This is a genomic window from Sulfitobacter sp. GN1-4 (genome assembly GCF_055693825.1).
The window spans coordinates 3,404,730-3,419,968 of sequence record NZ_JBVFUQ010000003.1 but is presented as its reverse complement, the minus strand read 5'-3'; the positions used below and the strand labels follow the sequence as shown (position 1 = coordinate 3,419,968).

The 15,239-nt window shown below is 57.6% G+C and carries 17 protein-coding genes; 6 read left to right on the top strand and 11 right to left on the bottom strand.

The annotated features are described in order from the left end of the window. Positions 1–7 precede the first annotated feature (7 nt). A complete protein-coding gene (locus tag ACZ1HM_RS17410; protein WP_472743905.1) occupies positions 8–1,216 on the bottom strand; it encodes an acetyl-CoA C-acetyltransferase in 1,209 nt (402 codons plus the stop codon). Between the two features lie 287 nt (positions 1,217–1,503). On the opposite strand from ACZ1HM_RS17410, the gene ACZ1HM_RS17405 reads away from it, so the two are divergent. The 3 genes from ACZ1HM_RS17405 to ACZ1HM_RS17395 are packed head-to-tail and all read left to right on the top strand — an operon-like array spanning position 1,504 to position 3,648. Then, positions 1,504–1,629: an acyl-CoA dehydrogenase family protein gene (locus tag ACZ1HM_RS17405; RefSeq protein WP_472744654.1), complete on the top strand. Its 126-nt coding sequence runs from the start codon at positions 1,504–1,506 to the stop codon at positions 1,627–1,629. A gap of 43 nt (positions 1,630–1,672) precedes the next feature. After that, entirely contained in the window at positions 1,673–2,446 is a 774-nt protein-coding gene (locus tag ACZ1HM_RS17400) for an enoyl-CoA hydratase-related protein (RefSeq protein WP_472743904.1), read from the top strand. Between the two features lie 56 nt (positions 2,447–2,502). Next, positions 2,503–3,648 (top strand): CaiB/BaiF CoA transferase family protein, encoded by a 1,146-nt coding sequence (locus tag ACZ1HM_RS17395; protein WP_472743903.1) that lies wholly within the window; start codon positions 2,503–2,505, stop codon positions 3,646–3,648. 93 nt (positions 3,649–3,741) lie between these two features. Here the strand turns inward: ACZ1HM_RS17395 and ACZ1HM_RS17390 are convergent, their stop codons facing one another. Then, positions 3,742–3,963 carry a hypothetical protein gene (locus ACZ1HM_RS17390; RefSeq protein ID WP_472743902.1) on the bottom strand — a complete coding sequence of 74 codons (222 nt, stop codon included), beginning with the start codon at positions 3,961–3,963 and terminating at the stop codon, positions 3,742–3,744. A gap of 172 nt (positions 3,964–4,135) precedes the next feature. Continuing rightward, positions 4,136–5,059 (bottom strand): LysR family transcriptional regulator, encoded by a 924-nt coding sequence (locus tag ACZ1HM_RS17385; RefSeq protein ID WP_472743901.1) that lies wholly within the window; start codon positions 5,057–5,059, stop codon positions 4,136–4,138. 98 nt (positions 5,060–5,157) lie between these two features. Between ACZ1HM_RS17385 and ACZ1HM_RS17380 the strand changes: the two genes are divergently transcribed. From ACZ1HM_RS17380 to ACZ1HM_RS17370, 3 genes are all read left to right on the top strand, one after another. Beyond that, positions 5,158–6,138, top strand: a complete 981-nt coding sequence (locus tag ACZ1HM_RS17380) for a sterol desaturase family protein (protein ID WP_472743900.1) — start codon at positions 5,158–5,160, stop codon at positions 6,136–6,138. Next, positions 6,135–6,917, top strand: a complete 783-nt coding sequence (locus ACZ1HM_RS17375) for a 3-methyl-2-oxobutanoate hydroxymethyltransferase (RefSeq protein WP_472743899.1) — start codon at positions 6,135–6,137, stop codon at positions 6,915–6,917. Before ACZ1HM_RS17380 ends, ACZ1HM_RS17375 begins: the two co-directional genes overlap by 4 nt. A 232-nt stretch (positions 6,918–7,149) precedes the next feature. After that, complete coding sequence (locus ACZ1HM_RS17370; protein WP_472743898.1) at positions 7,150–8,301, top strand: amidohydrolase; 1,152 nt, start codon at positions 7,150–7,152, stop codon at positions 8,299–8,301. Positions 8,302–8,364: 63 nt separating this feature from the next. Here ACZ1HM_RS17370 and ACZ1HM_RS17365 read toward each other — a convergent pair whose 3' ends face one another. The 8 genes from ACZ1HM_RS17365 to ACZ1HM_RS17330 all read right to left on the bottom strand — a co-directional run bounded on the left by ACZ1HM_RS17365 (position 8,365) and on the right by ACZ1HM_RS17330 (position 15,094). Next, a complete protein-coding gene (locus ACZ1HM_RS17365; RefSeq protein ID WP_472743897.1) occupies positions 8,365–9,648 on the bottom strand; it encodes a TRAP transporter large permease in 1,284 nt (427 codons plus the stop codon). Further along, a complete protein-coding gene (locus ACZ1HM_RS17360) occupies positions 9,645–10,193 on the bottom strand; it encodes a TRAP transporter small permease subunit (protein ID WP_472743896.1) in 549 nt (182 codons plus the stop codon). The genes ACZ1HM_RS17365 and ACZ1HM_RS17360 overlap by 4 nt, the downstream gene beginning before the upstream one ends. A 25-nt stretch (positions 10,194–10,218) precedes the next feature. Continuing rightward, positions 10,219–11,244 carry a TRAP transporter substrate-binding protein gene (locus ACZ1HM_RS17355; protein ID WP_472743895.1) on the bottom strand — a complete coding sequence of 342 codons (1,026 nt, stop codon included), beginning with the start codon at positions 11,242–11,244 and terminating at the stop codon, positions 10,219–10,221. Further along, entirely contained in the window at positions 11,241–12,086 is an 846-nt protein-coding gene (locus ACZ1HM_RS17350; RefSeq protein WP_472743894.1) for a putative hydro-lyase, read from the bottom strand. Before ACZ1HM_RS17350 ends, ACZ1HM_RS17355 begins: the two co-directional genes overlap by 4 nt. A 92-nt stretch (positions 12,087–12,178) precedes the next feature. After that, positions 12,179–13,057 carry a LysR family transcriptional regulator gene (locus ACZ1HM_RS17345; protein ID WP_472743893.1) on the bottom strand — a complete coding sequence of 293 codons (879 nt, stop codon included), beginning with the start codon at positions 13,055–13,057 and terminating at the stop codon, positions 12,179–12,181. A 97-nt stretch (positions 13,058–13,154) separates the two neighbouring features. Further along, a complete protein-coding gene (locus tag ACZ1HM_RS17340) occupies positions 13,155–13,451 on the bottom strand; it encodes a TOBE domain-containing protein (protein WP_472743892.1) in 297 nt (98 codons plus the stop codon). A gap of 16 nt (positions 13,452–13,467) precedes the next feature. Next, entirely contained in the window at positions 13,468–14,016 is a 549-nt protein-coding gene (locus ACZ1HM_RS17335) for a hypothetical protein (protein ID WP_472743891.1), read from the bottom strand. A gap of 433 nt (positions 14,017–14,449) precedes the next feature. Then, on the bottom strand, positions 14,450–15,094 hold the full coding sequence (locus tag ACZ1HM_RS17330; RefSeq protein ID WP_472743890.1) for an extracellular solute-binding protein: 645 nt from the start codon (positions 15,092–15,094) through the stop codon (positions 14,450–14,452). Between the last annotated feature and the right edge of the window lie 145 nt (positions 15,095–15,239).

Genomic DNA, 15,239 nt, shown 5'->3' with positions numbered 1-15,239 from the left:
TGATCCGTTAGCAGCGTTCGATGATCGATGCGATGCCCATGCCACCGCCGACACACATGGTGATCAGGGCGCGCTTTTTCTCGCGGCGTTCCAGTTCGTCCAGAACCGTGCTGACCAGCATTGCGCCTGTGGCGCCCAAGGGGTGACCCATCGCGATGGCACCGCCCGCCACGTTGAGGTTTTCGTCATCGACTTCCAAATCGCGCTGCAGCTGCAGGGCGACTGAGGCAAAGGCTTCGTTGATCTCAACCAGATCAATGTCGTTCATGGTCATGCCGGCCTTTTTCAACGCCTTGCGCGAAGCAGGCGTAGGCCCGGTCAGCATGATGATAGGGTCTGATGCGGTGACAGCGGTTGCGACAACGCGTCCGCGGGGCGTCAAGCCAAGGTCTTTGCCGACCTGTTCACTGCCCAGAAGGACAAAGGCCGCGCCATCCACGATACCAGAGGAGTTGCCCGGCGTGTGCACGTGGTTGATGCGTTCGACTTCGGTGTATTTCGACAGGGCCACGGCATCAAAGCCCATCGCGCCCAGCTTTGCAAAGCTGGGTTTCAGGGCGCCAAGCGCCTGCATATCGGTTGCGGGTTTGATGAAATCGTCACGCTCCAGAATGACAGCGCCGTTTTCGTCTTTGACGGGCACCACAGAGCGATCAAACCACCCGTTGTCGCGGGCTGTTGCCGCGCGTTGCTGAGAGCGCACGGCAAATGCATCGACGTCATCGCGGCTGAACCCTTGTAGAGTTGCGATCAGATCTGCGCCAATACCTTGGGGGACAAATTTTGTGGCCAGGACGGTTTCAGGATCTTCAGCGAAGGGCCCGCCGTCAGAGCCCATGGTCACGCGCGACATGCTTTCATAGCCGCCGGCACATACCATGTCTTCCCAGCCGGAGGCGATTTTCGCGGCGGCGGTGTTGAGGGTATCGAGACCTGAGGCACAGAACCGGTTCACCTGAGCACCCGGTACGCTTTCGTCCCAGCCTGCTTTTTGCAGCGCGATCTTGGGCAGCACGGCACCTTGTTCCTGAACAGGGCTGACACATCCCATGATGACATCATCCACACGAGAGGTATCCAGATCATGGCGCGTTTGCATTTCGCTCAGCAGCGTTGTGACAAGGTTGATCGGTTTGACTTCATTAAGAGAACCGTCGGGTTTGCCCTTGGAACGGGGTGTTCTGAGAGCGTCGAAAATATAGGCAGTTTCGACCATGACATTTCCTTTTCAGCTGTTTCCGGCGCACGACTGGCTGGGGTCGGCATATCAAAGTGTTTGATGTGCCGCCAAGTGTTGCTGTGTTTTGGGCATATCACAAAGGGCTGTGGTCTGTGGTCTGACGTTGATCTCAGATCGCTTTACTAAGCTGCTGGGCATCGAACACCCCATTGCACAAGGTGGCATGATGTGGGTTTGGCGCATCTGAACCGGTGCCTGCTGCGGCATGGGAAGGGCGCGCTGACAACGGCTGAGGCCTCAGCCGCGAAGCTTTACACACCCAAATCCTGAACGCGATGTGTGACGATGCGTTGCAGCGGCATGGCGGTGCCGGTTACATGAACGAATACCTGATCGCGCAGCTTTGGTGTGATGCGCGGGTATCGCGGATTTATGGCGGAACCGAATAGATCATGAAAGAAGTCATCTGTAGGGCGATCTGAGAAGCGAATTATGACAAATCTTCCCCAAGTGGATGTGGCCGATAATGTCACAACAATCACACTCAACGATCCCCGGACGCTGAACGCGATCACGCCAGAGGTGGGCAACGCGCTGCGCGATGCGCTGGCCATGGGGCAAAAGCAATCGCGGGCAATCGTTCTGACGGGCGGTTCCAAGGCGTTCAGCTCTGGTGCGAACCTGTCGCCGGATTTGGACATCAAACCGGGTGCGATTGATGCAGGGCAGGTGCTTGAGGAGGTCTATAACGGCCTGATGATGGATATTCGCAACCTCGACGTGCCGTTCATTACGGCTGTGAATGGAGCGGCAGCCGGGGTTGGGGCATCACTGGCCATGGCGGGCGATTTGATCGTTGCAGGCAAGAGCGCGTATTTCCTGGAGGCTTTTTGCCATATCGGATTGGTGCCGGATGGCGGCGCGACCTGGATGCTGACCCGCAATCTGGGACGGGTCCGGGCGGCAGAGCTTGCGTTGTTGGGTGGACGGTTCGGCGCGGAAGAAGCGCACAAGGCAGGGATGGTCACACGCGTGGTTGAGGACGCTGAGGTTATCGACACGGCGGCAAAACTCGCGGTAAAAATCGCCAAGGGGCCAACGCATGCGCTGGGCCTGACGCGGCAGTTGCTTTGGCAAGCGGGCGATGCATCTTTTGACGCGCAGCTTCGGGCGGAGCGCGTGGCGCAGAAGTCTGCGGGTGAGCATCCGGATTTTGCAGAAGGCGTTGCCGCCTTTTGGGAGAAACGCAAGGCAGACTTCTCTTAGAGCGGTCGCATTCGGGCGGCTGTCTGTCTGGACGCAAACAGAATTGGAATAGAGCGATGCCAGGACCACTTGACGGAGTGCGGATTGTTGAATTTGCAGGGATCGGGCCGGGGCCTTTTGCCTGCATGATGTTTGCCGATCACGGTGCGGAGGTGATCAGGATTGAACGCCCGGGCGGTGTTCAGGCGGGGCCTGAAAGCCCGGCGCAGACGGATATTTTGTTGCGGTCGCGCAAGCGCATGTTTGTGGATCTGAAATCCGATGAGGGCAGGGCGGTTTTGTTCGATCTGATCGCCAAGTCAGACGGTCTTGTCGAAGGGTTTCGCCCCGGGGTGATGGAACGGCTGGGTTTCGGCCCCGACGAGATGCTTAAGCTGAACCCTGCGTTGGTTTACGGGCGGATGACAGGCTGGGGTCAGACAGGGCCTTACGCCAGTATGGCGGGCCATGACATCAACTATATCGCGCTGACGGGCGCTTTGCATGCCTTTGGCCGCAAAGACGGACCGCCTGTGCCACCGATCAACATGGTTGGTGATTTCGGCGGCGGTGCCATGATGCTGGCCTACGGCATGTTGGCGGGTCTTCTGGCGGCGCAACGGACGGGGCAGGGGACGGTTGTGGACGCGGCGATGACCGATGGTGCGTCGTTGCTGATGTCGATGATTTATACGTTCCTGCGGCAGGGCAATTGGCAAGACGAACGCGGGACAAACCTGCTGGATACCGGTGCCCATTTCTATGACGTCTTTGAAACCAAGGACGGCAAATACATCTCCCTCGGGGCGATTGAGCCGAAGTTTTATGCGCAGATGCTGCAGCTGTTGGGCTTGTCTGATGATCCATCATTTGAAAAGCAATTGGACAGCAGATCATGGGACGCGCTGAAGGCCAAGATTGCCGGAGCGGTGAAGGCGCGCACGCGCGATGAATGGGACGTGGTTTTCGCGGGAAGCGACGCCTGCTATGCCCCGGTGATGTCCCTGACCGAAGCGCCGGATCATCCGCATAACGCGGCGCGCGAGACTTTCGTCGCGGAGGGGGGCACGACCCAGCCGGCACCCGCACCTCGCTATTCCAACTTTGAAACACGGGTGCCGCAGATGTCGGACCAAAGCTCTCATACGCGGGAAATTCTCGAAGGGATTGGGTACGGGGCTGCGGATATCGACACGCTTTTGGCAGGCGGCGGTGTCAGCTGACAGGCCAAGCTGTTCTGAGGCTGTGCAACCGGGGACGGTAGCGCCGATGCCATGAAGGCACCGGCTGTCTTGTGTGATGGCCCCGCGGTCGAGTTAGCTTAGGTATGTGTCCAGAAAGCTGAATTGTGAGCTGAGGAACGTCGCCGCAGTTGGGGTTTTGCCCATGTCAAAGGCATGTGTGGCATCGGGGGCCGAGACGTAGGTGACATCGACACCAGCCTCGCGCAGGCGCTGCGCATCGCTGCGGTCTTGATCCAGGAAAGTCTGCGGTCTGCATCGTAATCTACGGCTGTAGAGGTCATCAGCTGAAACCAAGGGCCATCCAGATCGGTTTCAGAGACACGGCGTGCCGGTGGTCCTTGCCGTCTTGGTGTAGCTCCTAAAGTCGCCGCTTCGATTAACTGATCCGCCGGCAACGCGGAGTTGATGGCAGACTATTCGCAGCGCAGCGTCTGAAAACGTTGCGTGCGCCAAGCCCTGTTCCCCCTCAACGCGCAGCAACGCAGTGTTTCTGTCCCACGTCGTCAAAATACGCGCGGGTGGCTTGAACGAACTGTTCGACGATACGCCTGGGTTTTGAAGGGTCGTAGGCGATGGACAGTGTCAGCGGGCGCAACGCGTCTGAGATCGGCAGGCTGACCAGCTTTTCGCCGGCATAGGAGACGTCGGTCAGTGGGGTCATGTTGAGGACGGCACAGCCATAGTTTTGGCTCACCAGACTTCGAACCATCTCAGTTGAATTGGCGTAGGCTGCGATGTTGGGGGACGTTCCAAAGTCCTGAAAGAGCTTTCGGTAGTAGGCACCCGCGACGGGGCGGTCGAGGATGACAAGGCTTTGCTCTGCGATCTGGGCCAGGCTGATGGTGGCGTGTTCTGCCAAAGGATGGGACGCGGGCAGCAGGCAATAGGGGGCCGCTTCTATCAACACGTCGAAGTTGATGGATGCTTTGGCCCCATCGCTTACGAAAAGGATGACGTCGAAATCGCCATTCAAAAGCCCCTGCTGGGCGGCGTCATTGTCACACTCCTGAAGATGGAGCACGGAGCTGCCATCTTTGGGTACGAAGGTCGCCAGGATATCGGGGAGAAACGCCGGTGCAATCGGCGCGTAATAGCCGACGCGCAAGGTGCCACTGAGGGATTGTTTCAGCGCTGTGCCGTCTGACAGGATGGATTGATAATCCTCTAAAAGGTGCTGAAATTTCTTCGCGATCAAACGCCCGCTTGCATTCGCGGTGATCCCACGAGAGCGTTGCCGCGATACCAAAGTCAGCTCAAACGCCTCTTCCACCTGATCAATCGCGGCGGACACGGCTGAGGCTGAGATGTTCAAATGCTCAGACGCTTTCACGATGCTGCCATAGGCCAAAGCCGTGTTGAAATATTGCATGGCTTTCAAAGAGAGGGTCATCTTAAATCTGATTTTCTGAGGTAGTTCATCGTTTCATTCTGTTTGTTGTAGGAAGCTGGCTGTGTCAATCTTGCTCTGCCGCTAGGGAGATTGCGCTTATGTCTGACGAACAGCTCAAAGGATGGAACCATCTGCCGGATGTCCCACTTAGGACATCGCCGTTCTTCACCTGGCCGCTGGATCCGGTTGAGATGGTGAAGTGGTTCTGGAATTCATGGTTTTTGATCACAGAAAAGCTGATCATTCTTGGCCTGGCTTTCGCCTGCTACGTCTGGTTCCAGCCCTCTTTGGAAGAAACACAAACCTTCGGATTTGGCTGGATTGCTCAGATGTATCTGCGCAACATCGTGCTGACCCTTCTGGTCGCCGGTTCCCTGCATCTGTGGTTCTACACGTTCTCTGCCCAAGGAAAGGAGCTGAAATTCGACCCGCGCCCGCTGATGGTCAATGGGCGGCAATTCACCCTGGGCGGGCAAGTGCGGGACAATATGTTCTGGACGCTTGGGACCGGGGTGCTGATCTGGACCGCGTTTGAGGCGGTATTATTCTGGGCGCTGGCCAACGGGTACATGCGTCTGGTCACGTTTGAGGCGAACCCGGTCTGGTTTGTTGCGATCTTTTTCCTGATCCCGATCTGGGAGAGCTTCTATTTCTACATCATCCACCGGGCGCTGCACATTCCGTTCCTCTACAAGCACGTCCATTCCCTGCATCACCGCAACATCAACGTGGGCCCGTGGTCTGGCATGTCGATGCATCCGGTGGAGCAGTTCATTTTTCTGGGCTCGGTTTTCATCCACCTCGTTATTGGGGCGCATCCGGTGCACATCTTGTTCCACCTGCAGTACTATTTCCTGACAGCGATCACGACGCATACCGGCTTTCAGGGGTTGCTGGTGGGGGACAAGAACCGGCTGGCGCTGGGGACATTCCACCACCAGATGCACCACCGCTATTTCGAATGTAACTACGGCAGCCTTGAGATCCCTTGGGACAAGTGGTTCGGGTCTTTCCATGACGGCACCCCGTCGGCCAACGAAAAGATGCAGGAGCGGCGCAAAAGGATCATGGGGCAGTGAAGGGATCGTTGAGCATCATGGAGTTGCGCGCCCTTAAAGGCGTGCGCCAGATCGCCTACGTCCAAGTGGCGCGTGAGGAAGAAGCGATTGCCGCGGCTGAGGCGGGCATGGACATGATCGGCACGGCCTTTATCCCCGAACGCGCCCATTTCGCAAAATCAGTTCCGGGCACGCATTTCCAATTTGGTCTGCCTTGGGGCCAGCACGCAAACGCGACAGAGGCGCTGCGCGATGCTATGGCTGCGATGAAGGCGGGCGCGCAGTCGGTTTATTGCGGCTACAGCGCAAAGATTGTCGAAGCGCTTGCACGTGAAGGCGTGCCTGTCATTTGCCATGTTGGTCTGGTGCCGCCTAAAGCCACGTGGACGGGTGGCTACCGCGCCGTAGGCAAGACCGCAGAGCAGGCAAAAATGGTCTGGCAGCAGGTGCAGGATTTTGAACAAGCCGGTGCTTTTGCAGTGGAATTGGAGGTCGTTGCAGCGCCTCTTGCAACTGAGATGACCAAGCGGACGTCAATGCTGACAATCTCGCTGGGCTCGGGCGGGGGATGCGACGCGCAGTATTTATTCTCTGCCGACATTCTGGGCGAGAACCGCGGCCACTTTCCCCGCCACGCCAAGAAATACCGCGACTTCGCCGCCGAAAGAGACCGCCTGCAAGCCGAACGCATCGCGGCTTACAAAGAATACATCGCTGATGTCGGATCAGGCGCGTTCCCGGAAACCGGGCATACGGTGCGCATGGATGAAGACATCCTGCGTGATGTGTTGGGGGATTAACGGCCCTAGGCTGCTGGTGTCTGACAGCTAGCTTTTGTCATGGTCCGCTTTCGGGGCTGGGAACCTTTGTGGTCTGGGCACTGGCACACCCTGCGTTTCAGGTCTCGAAAAACTCTTGCTGCCATGCGACATGGAAAAGGCCCTTTCTTATGGCGCGGCGCTGGGCGCGTATTTTCCACGCTGACTTAGGGGCGGCACTGCAGGCTGAACTTACCTTGGACGCGGGACATACATGCTGACAAATCTTGATTTGAAGGAGCTCACAGAATTTCGCCGCGAACTGCATCGCCATCCCGAACTGTCGGGGGAGGAGGTCGAAACGGCCCGCAGGATTGTCGCGGCATTGGAGCCCTTGTCGCCGACGCGCATCTTGACTGGATTGGGTGGGCATGGCGTTGCCGCAGTGTTTGACAGCGGCACAGACGGCCCAACGGTTCTTTTCCGCGCTGAGCTGGATGCGTTGCCGATTGAAGAGCGTAATGACATCGCGTGGGCGTCCCTGTCGCCCGGCAAGAGCCATGTTTGCGGTCATGACGGGCATATGACCATGCTGCTGGCGCTGGGGCGTATGATTTCGCGTCAACGGGTCGCAAAGGGCCGCGTTGTTCTCATGTTCCAACCTGCCGAAGAAGACGGCAGTGGTGCCAAAGCCGTTGTCTCCGATCCCGCCTATCAAGACATTCAAGCGGATTGGGCCTTTGCCATTCATATCGAACCCGGCCGTCCGTTTGGATATGTCTCGACCTGTGTTGGGCTGATAAACTGCGCGTCGCTTGGGCTGAAGATAAAGCTGTCGGGCAAAACTGCACATGCCGCCGATCCAGAAGACGGCGTCTCTCCTGCACGGGCTGTTGCTCAATTGATCCCTGCGCTGGATGCTTTGGGGACGGGTGGCGCACTGGACGACGCTTTCCGATTGGTGACGATTACCCATGTGAAAATCGGTGAGCCTTCGTTTGGCGTTGCACCGGGGGACGCGGAGATCTTCGCGACATTACGCACAGCAGGTGATGCAGGCATGGCGCAGCTTGAAGCCACGGCGCGCAATCTTGCGCGTTCAGCGGCGGAGGCGTTCGGGCTTGGGATCGCGTTTGAGGTCTGCGATGATTTCGCGGCCTCGATCAATGATGCAGAGGCCTATGCGGTGGCAACGCGTGCCATGGATGCACTCGATGTCTCCTATGGGGATGCGGGCGTTCCCATGCGTGCATCTGAGGATTTTGGTGTATTTGGCTGGAATGCCAAAGCGGCGATGCTGTGCCTGGGGCCAGGCGAAAAATACGCAGCGCTGCACAACCCCGACTACGATTTCCCAGATGATCTTATTCCGGTCGGAAGCGCCATCTTTGAGCGCATCGCACGGGATTTGTTGGGAAGCACCTGACCCTAGTTCGCGGCATGCGGTGCCGCATCCCTGCCTTTCGTTCGTCACGCGCGGCGTGCAGCGCTATTGAAGGGCGTTCGGCAGCCAGAGTGCGATGTCAGGAAAGGCAATCAACGCAAAGGCCATCGCGAGCATGACCAGCGCATAGGGTATGACGCCCAACATCACCTCGTTCAGGTTGCCTGATTTACGCGCGCCTTGAACGACGTAGAGGTTCAGACCAACAGGGGGCGTGATCAGCGCCATTTCGACCAGGACGATCATCAGGATGCCAAACCAGATCACGTCGTAGCCCTGTGCGAGGACCATTGGCACAATGATTGGGATCGTCACCACCATCAGTGAAAGCGTTTCAATAAAAAAGCCAAGTACGATGTAGAGGACAACGACAACCATGATGAAGCCAAGCGGCCCAAGGCCGAGCCCCTCCATGAAGCTGGTCAGTTCGCGGCCAAGGCCTGCGGAAGACAGCGTAAAATTCAGGAACGATGCGCCGATGATGATCAGCATGATCATGGAGGTCACTTTGATGGTGCCCAAAAGGCTTTCACGCATCATCGTCCAATTGACCCCGCCAAAGGCCAGCGCAATCAGCAAAGCGCCTGCGACACCAACGGCCGCTGCCTCTGTCGGGGTGGCCCAGCCGCGATAGATTGAACCGACGATCAATCCAAAAAGGATCAGGATCGGAACGAGGTCGATCAGCGCCCGCGCCATCTGGATGAACGGAAACACCCGACGATTGCCGCCCAGCTCTGGCCGGATCGTGCAGATGATCGCGGTGATCATCAGGAAAGCAAAGGCCAAGGCCAGACCGGGGATCAAGCCCGCAAGGAAAAGCTGCGGGATAGAGGATTGGGTCAGGAACCCATAGACGATCAGGTTAATCGACGGCGGGATCATGATGCCCAGCGTGCCGCCTGCTGCAATCGCTCCTGAAAACAGCTTGGGGTCATAGCCAAGCTTTTCAGCTTGGGGCATGGCGACGGTGGCCACAGTTGCAGCGGTCGCCACAGAAGAGCCGGAGGTGGCTGAAAACATCGTGGCGGTCGCGACATTCGCGTGCACCAATCCACCGGGCATCCAGCTGACCCAGCGGTCAAGTGCGGCATAGGTGCGGGTGGCAACGCCGGAGCGGACAAGGATTTCGCCCAACAGCACAAAGAACGGGATCGCAATCAGCGTGGCCGAGCTTGAAGACGACCAGACCATGTTCCCCAACGCACGGCTGAGGGGGAAGTTGGAAAAGAACTGATCCACGCCGAACCCAAGCAGGAAAAGAACAATGCCTACGGGAATGGAAACGGCAAGCAGGGCCAATAGGCCAACAGAGACGTATGTGATCATTTCAGGCTCTCCTGCTCCGCAAATGCACCGATGAAAGCTTCGGTTTCTGTCGCGCGGCCGCGCACCAGCAGGCCGATGGCGGCCAGGGTCACCAAGCAGGACATGAGCGCGAACCATACCCAGCCCGCGAACCAGGGGATTTGCACCCAAGCAAGCGGCGTGGCCAGTGGCGTGTTGGCACGGCTGCCGTTTTCAACGGCGCGTTCCACAACAGGCCAGCATTTGATCGCGATGGTCACAACGACACCTGACATCACAATCATTGAGAAGATGTCGAAGAGCGCGCGGGCCATGCTGCCCGTGCGGGACCGGATCAGATCGATACGGATGTGGCCAAGCTCTAGCAACGCATAGGCCATACCCCATGAACTGACCAAGGCCATCGCATAGCCTGCCAGCTCTTCTGATCCGCCAAAGGACGCATGGACCTGACGCAGCGCAATATCGGCAACGACAAAGGCCGCCATTCCCAAAAGCCCCAGCCCGACAATCAGGGCGATTGTCTGGTTGAGCTTTCGAAGCGTATTGATCAACGCCAGTTCCATATCATGCGTCCTTCAGCTTTTGCGCTTACTCGATCGTTACGCCAACAACTTGGCCAACCGACGCGTTCCAGCGGGCTGCCCAATCGCCTCCGGCGCGTTCTGCCCAATCTGGCAGGACCTCACCAATCAGGATGCCCCGGGCCTTTTCAAAATCAGCGTCCGAGATGCTGACAAGGCTCAGGTTGCGCGCCTCACCTGCCGGACAATCGCCATTGCCTGTCAGGCAAGCGATGTCGTTGACCAAAGCGTCTTGGGCGCTGGCCCAAGCAGGCTCTTCAAACCCTGACGAGATCTGTTCCTTGATCACAGCCTGATCCGCAGCACTTAGTCCATCCCATTTGTCAGCGTTCATAGCTGTGACAACGTGATCCCAACCGCCCAGTGGGATTGGCAAAAGATGGGTGGTGACTTCCCACCAGCCAGCGGAATACCCGGACCCTGCACCGGTCACGGCGCAATCAACAACGCCATTTTGCAACGCGCCGGGCACTTCTGAGAACGACACGTTCACACCCTCCGCGCCCAGTGCTTCGAGAAAGAGCGCAGTCATTCGGCCAGAGGCCCGGACTTTCAAACCTTCCAGGTCGGAAAAGCTGCTGATTTCCGCGTTGCAGAACACGACCTGCGGCGGGTAGGGCGCAATCGCCAGAACCTCTGCGTTAAAGCGTGCGCGATAGATGTCGGACACCATGGGGCGGGCCGCATCGACCATTGCGCGGGCTTCATCCGCCGTCAGCGCCAGCAGTGGCACATCAAGCCCTTCCAGCTCTGGTGCATCGCCAACGGCATAGTCTGCAACCGTCATCGCCACGTCGTAGACGCCTTGGCCCAGCAACGGGTAAATCTCGGACAGACCCAGACCCATTTGGTTGTGTGTTGTCAGTTCAACGTTGAAATCACCGGCGGCTGGCAAAGTCTCGGACCAGAATGGCGCTTCATAGGTTTTATGCAGTGGCAGGCTGGACCAGCTGCCGACGACTGACAGGTCCTCGGCAAGAACAGGTGCTGCAAGTGCCGTCGTTGCGGCAAGCACTGTTAATGTACGTTTCATGATTTCACTCCTAGTTGGTTGGATTCTTGATAGATCGTTGTGTCCGCATCTTCGGCGACATCTGTTATCAGCATGTGCCCAGGCGCATGTGTGATGCACAGGGAGGGTTTTGCCGCCCGAAGCACGTTTTGGGGCGTCACACCGCAGGCCCAATAAACCGGGACTTCGCCCGGTTTGATGTCGACAGGATCGCCATAGTCGGGTTGAGCAAGGTCAGAAATGCCGATGGTTTCAGGATCGCCAACTGCAATTGGTGCCCCATGCGCTTGTGGATACCGGGTGCTGATCGCGCGTGCATCTTCGATTTGGTCTGTGCGGAGCGGGCGCATTGTGACGACCATCTTGCCCCCAAACGGCCCCGCGGGCACCAGATCAATATTGGTGCGAAACATCGGCACATTGCGCCCCTGCTCAATATGGCGCACCGGAATACCGGCCCGTATGAGTGCGTTTTCAAAGGTAAATGAACACCCAAGCGCGACCGTCACCAAATCCTTGGTCCAGCGGCTTGAGATATCTGTTACCTCTTCGGCAAAATCGCCGTCGCAAAAGACCCGGTAGCGGGGCACATCTGTGCGTATGTCGATGTCGCGCCCAAGGGTCGGCAGCATCGGGTCGCCTGTTTCGCTGACGCCCACCAGCGGGCAAGGCTTGGGATTTCGTTGGCAAAACCGCAGAAAATCCAGTGCATAAGCCTCGGGGAGAATGGCGAGGTTGCACTGGAGTTTCCCCGGAGCGAGCCCTGCGGTATGCGCATCATGTTTGCCCGCTCTGATCAGCTTGCGGATTTCACCGCTGGGCAGCGCTTTTGCGTCAGCCTTGGATACTGTCTGTGTAGACATGTCGCCCCCGTGTTCCTGCCGCTCAAACTTCACACAGGGGGTAAATTCACACAAATTATCATTTTCTATCTAAGGTGATAGAAATTTTGAAACTACTTGGGGTGCACCTGATGCCAGGTTAGTGCGACGTTGCGCGCAATTTCTGCACTATTTTCAACAAGAAAGCTGTGTGGCTCAGCCAAATACGAGGCTGTGAATTCCAAAGGAGGCGGCACAAAACCTGGATCAAACTCAGCCACCTCATTCGCGTCGAGATGAGGCACCGCCAGAACACGCGGATAGGGCCCAACAGCGATTCCCGCTGCAATCATCTTCAAACTTGCAGAGAGCGACGCCGATGAGAACACCCGCGATTTTGGCCCCACGCGGCGCGCAAGTTCCGAGGTCAGCTCCCGATAGGGGCGGGTTTGGTTTGAATAGGAAATGATTGGTGTCTGGGTCAGATCAACCTTTCCCATTTTGCTGGATTTGTACCAGTGCAGATCAAATTGCGGCAAAGCGACATTCTTGACCGAATATTCTGAGACAGGCCCCATCAGAAAAGCCAGATCAAGACGCCGTTCCAGGATCGACGCACGCAGGTTCAGTGAAATGTCCACCGTGAGGTCGACATTCACTCTGGGATATTGCGCGCTGAAGGCTTGGATGAAGGATGGCAACCATGACTGAGCAATTGTCTCAGAGGCGCCGATGCGGAACAGCCCTTCGGTTTCGGCGGGGTTTGCCACACGGTTTTTGATCTCCTCTTCGACAAAGAGAAGCTGCTCGGCATACCCTAACAGTTGCTGACCTTTCTTGGTCAGGACAAGCTCTCCGGGTCCACGCTCAAAGAGTTTGGATTCCAGCTCAACCTCCAAATTCGAAATACGCGTTGAAACGGCAGGCTGCGACAGGTGCAGGCGATCGGAGGCTTTGCGAAAGCCACCCAAGCGAGCCACCCAAAGGAATGTGCGGAGCTGTTCAAAGGTCATGCCTATTCAAAACACTGATCGAAGCGCGGCGCAAATCATCCGTTTCTTGGATGTTGTGCCGGTCTGGCAATTGGGAAAGGGGACGCGTATTTCAGGTTCAGGTCGACACAAGGCGGGCCTGCTCTTGGACAATGTTGACCGAAACGCTGTCACCTTGCACGAAGGGGTTGGCCTGGACAGGTGCAATGACAAACAAAGACCCAACAGGCGTTTCGACAGTATATTGCATTTCCTTGCCCAGATAGGCCGCATAACTCACTTCGCCCTGCAGGCCAGTCGTCCTGGGCGCAGTCAGGGTCAATGCATGGGGACGCAACACCATTTGTGCGGCACCCTTGCCGATGCCATGATGTGGGATGCTGAATGTCTGACCACTCAACATTGCCGTTGCCATTTTGCCCTTGGTGGCTTCAACTTCGCACGGCACGAGGTTCGCATCCCATGAGGTCGGCAAAGAATTCGGTCACGGTGCCCGCGCGTCCGAACAGAAGGATGAGCGCGAGGCCGATGACAAAGGGTGGTGTGATGATCGGCAAAACGGTCAGCACGCGCAGAACCTTTTTGGCGCGAAAATCGGTGCGTGTGAAGATCAGCGCAAAGGACAGCCCCAGCAGCGTTGTGCCTGCACCCGTCATCACCGCAAGGATCAGCGAATTGATGCCAACACCACAGGAGCGGCCGCTGATCAGGCAGCCAAGCCCCCAAATGTCGCTGCTGAAAAAGCGCGGGAAAAACTCGGTCAGCGCATAGCCACCCTCGACCTCGAATGCGCGGACAAGGATGTGGATGACGGGGAAAAAAACGAAAATCGCGACGAGTGCCACTATCAGACCAATGGTGCTGACGACGAAGGCATCGCCTTGGCCTTTTCCCGACTGAGAGATGGAGATCGTGGCTGCAAAAAGCAAAGACAGCGCACAAACCGCAGCACCCGCTCCCATGCCGGGTTGCCCGGCCAAATGGATTCTGAGGTTAGCAACGCCTCAAGTATGCGCGGGCCGGCGCGCACAATGACAAGGCCCTGGACAGCCAAAAGGGCCAACCCAAAGATGGATGTACCAAGGGTCAGACGTGCGCGGCGAACAGGGTCCGCGACACTTAACTGAAGCATTAGAGCGCCGAGCAGCGCCAGACCTACAGGGGCCAGCCACCATTGCCCCGCAACGCTCGCAAACAGACCGGTAGACGCAGTGCCGTCCGTCATCCACCCAGCGTTAAAAACACCATCATCGGTCATGTGCCACGGCAGGCAGATGAACCCAAACACCCCAAGGGCCAGCCAGAAAAGGACTGTCTTTTTCATCGTAATGTCCATGCAGATTGGGGATGCCCCGCCTTTTCCGGCGGAGCATCCGTCGTCCGTCCCGCGTCGTGCGGGGCTGACAGGGAGGATTATTGCTTGGGGTTTGGATCGCCCACTTCGGCGTCCCAACGAGCCAGCAGACGTTCGCGGGTCTCAGAAGAACCGTAGGTCGCGAAGTCGTAGTCGATCAACTTGATCGAGGCGAGGTCCGGCGATTGCGGTGCCACCGACGCATTGGAATTGGACGGCACTTGGAAGGCCCCAACTTCTGGTCCGCGAGACTGAATATCCACCCGCAAGGCGAACTCGACCCAGGCCTGAGCACCTTCAAAATTGCGCGCACCTTCGATGATGGAAACAGCGCCAACCTCATATCCGGTGCCTTCACACGGTGCGACGATGGCCAACGGAAGTCCGATGGCAGCCTGGTTCACCATATCGTGCATGAAGCCGATGGAGACACCCGTTTCGCCGCGTGCCGCAGCCTTTGTAGGGGCGGAGCCGGATTTGGTGTAAGAGTTCACGTTGGCCCCAATTGCGGCCAGCCGTTCCATTGCTTCGTCTTCTCCGAAGAGCTGAACAAATGTAGCGAGTTCGGTGTAGGCTGTGCCCGAGGAGTTCGGATATGCGACCTGAATTTCGCCCTCAAACCGCGGGTCGGCCAGATCGGCCCAGCATTCCGGCGGGGCAATGCCTTTGTCGGCCAGAATTTCGGTATTGTAGGCGATGCCCAAGGCACCGGCCTAGATGCCGACAGTACGATCTTCCGAAATCTCGGCCATATTCTGGGACCAGCCCAGCAGCTCACTTGAGTCCATGCCAGAGGCTTGCGTCAGGCCTTCTTCGGCTGCGATCAGGTGCGGGTCGCCAGTACCGCCC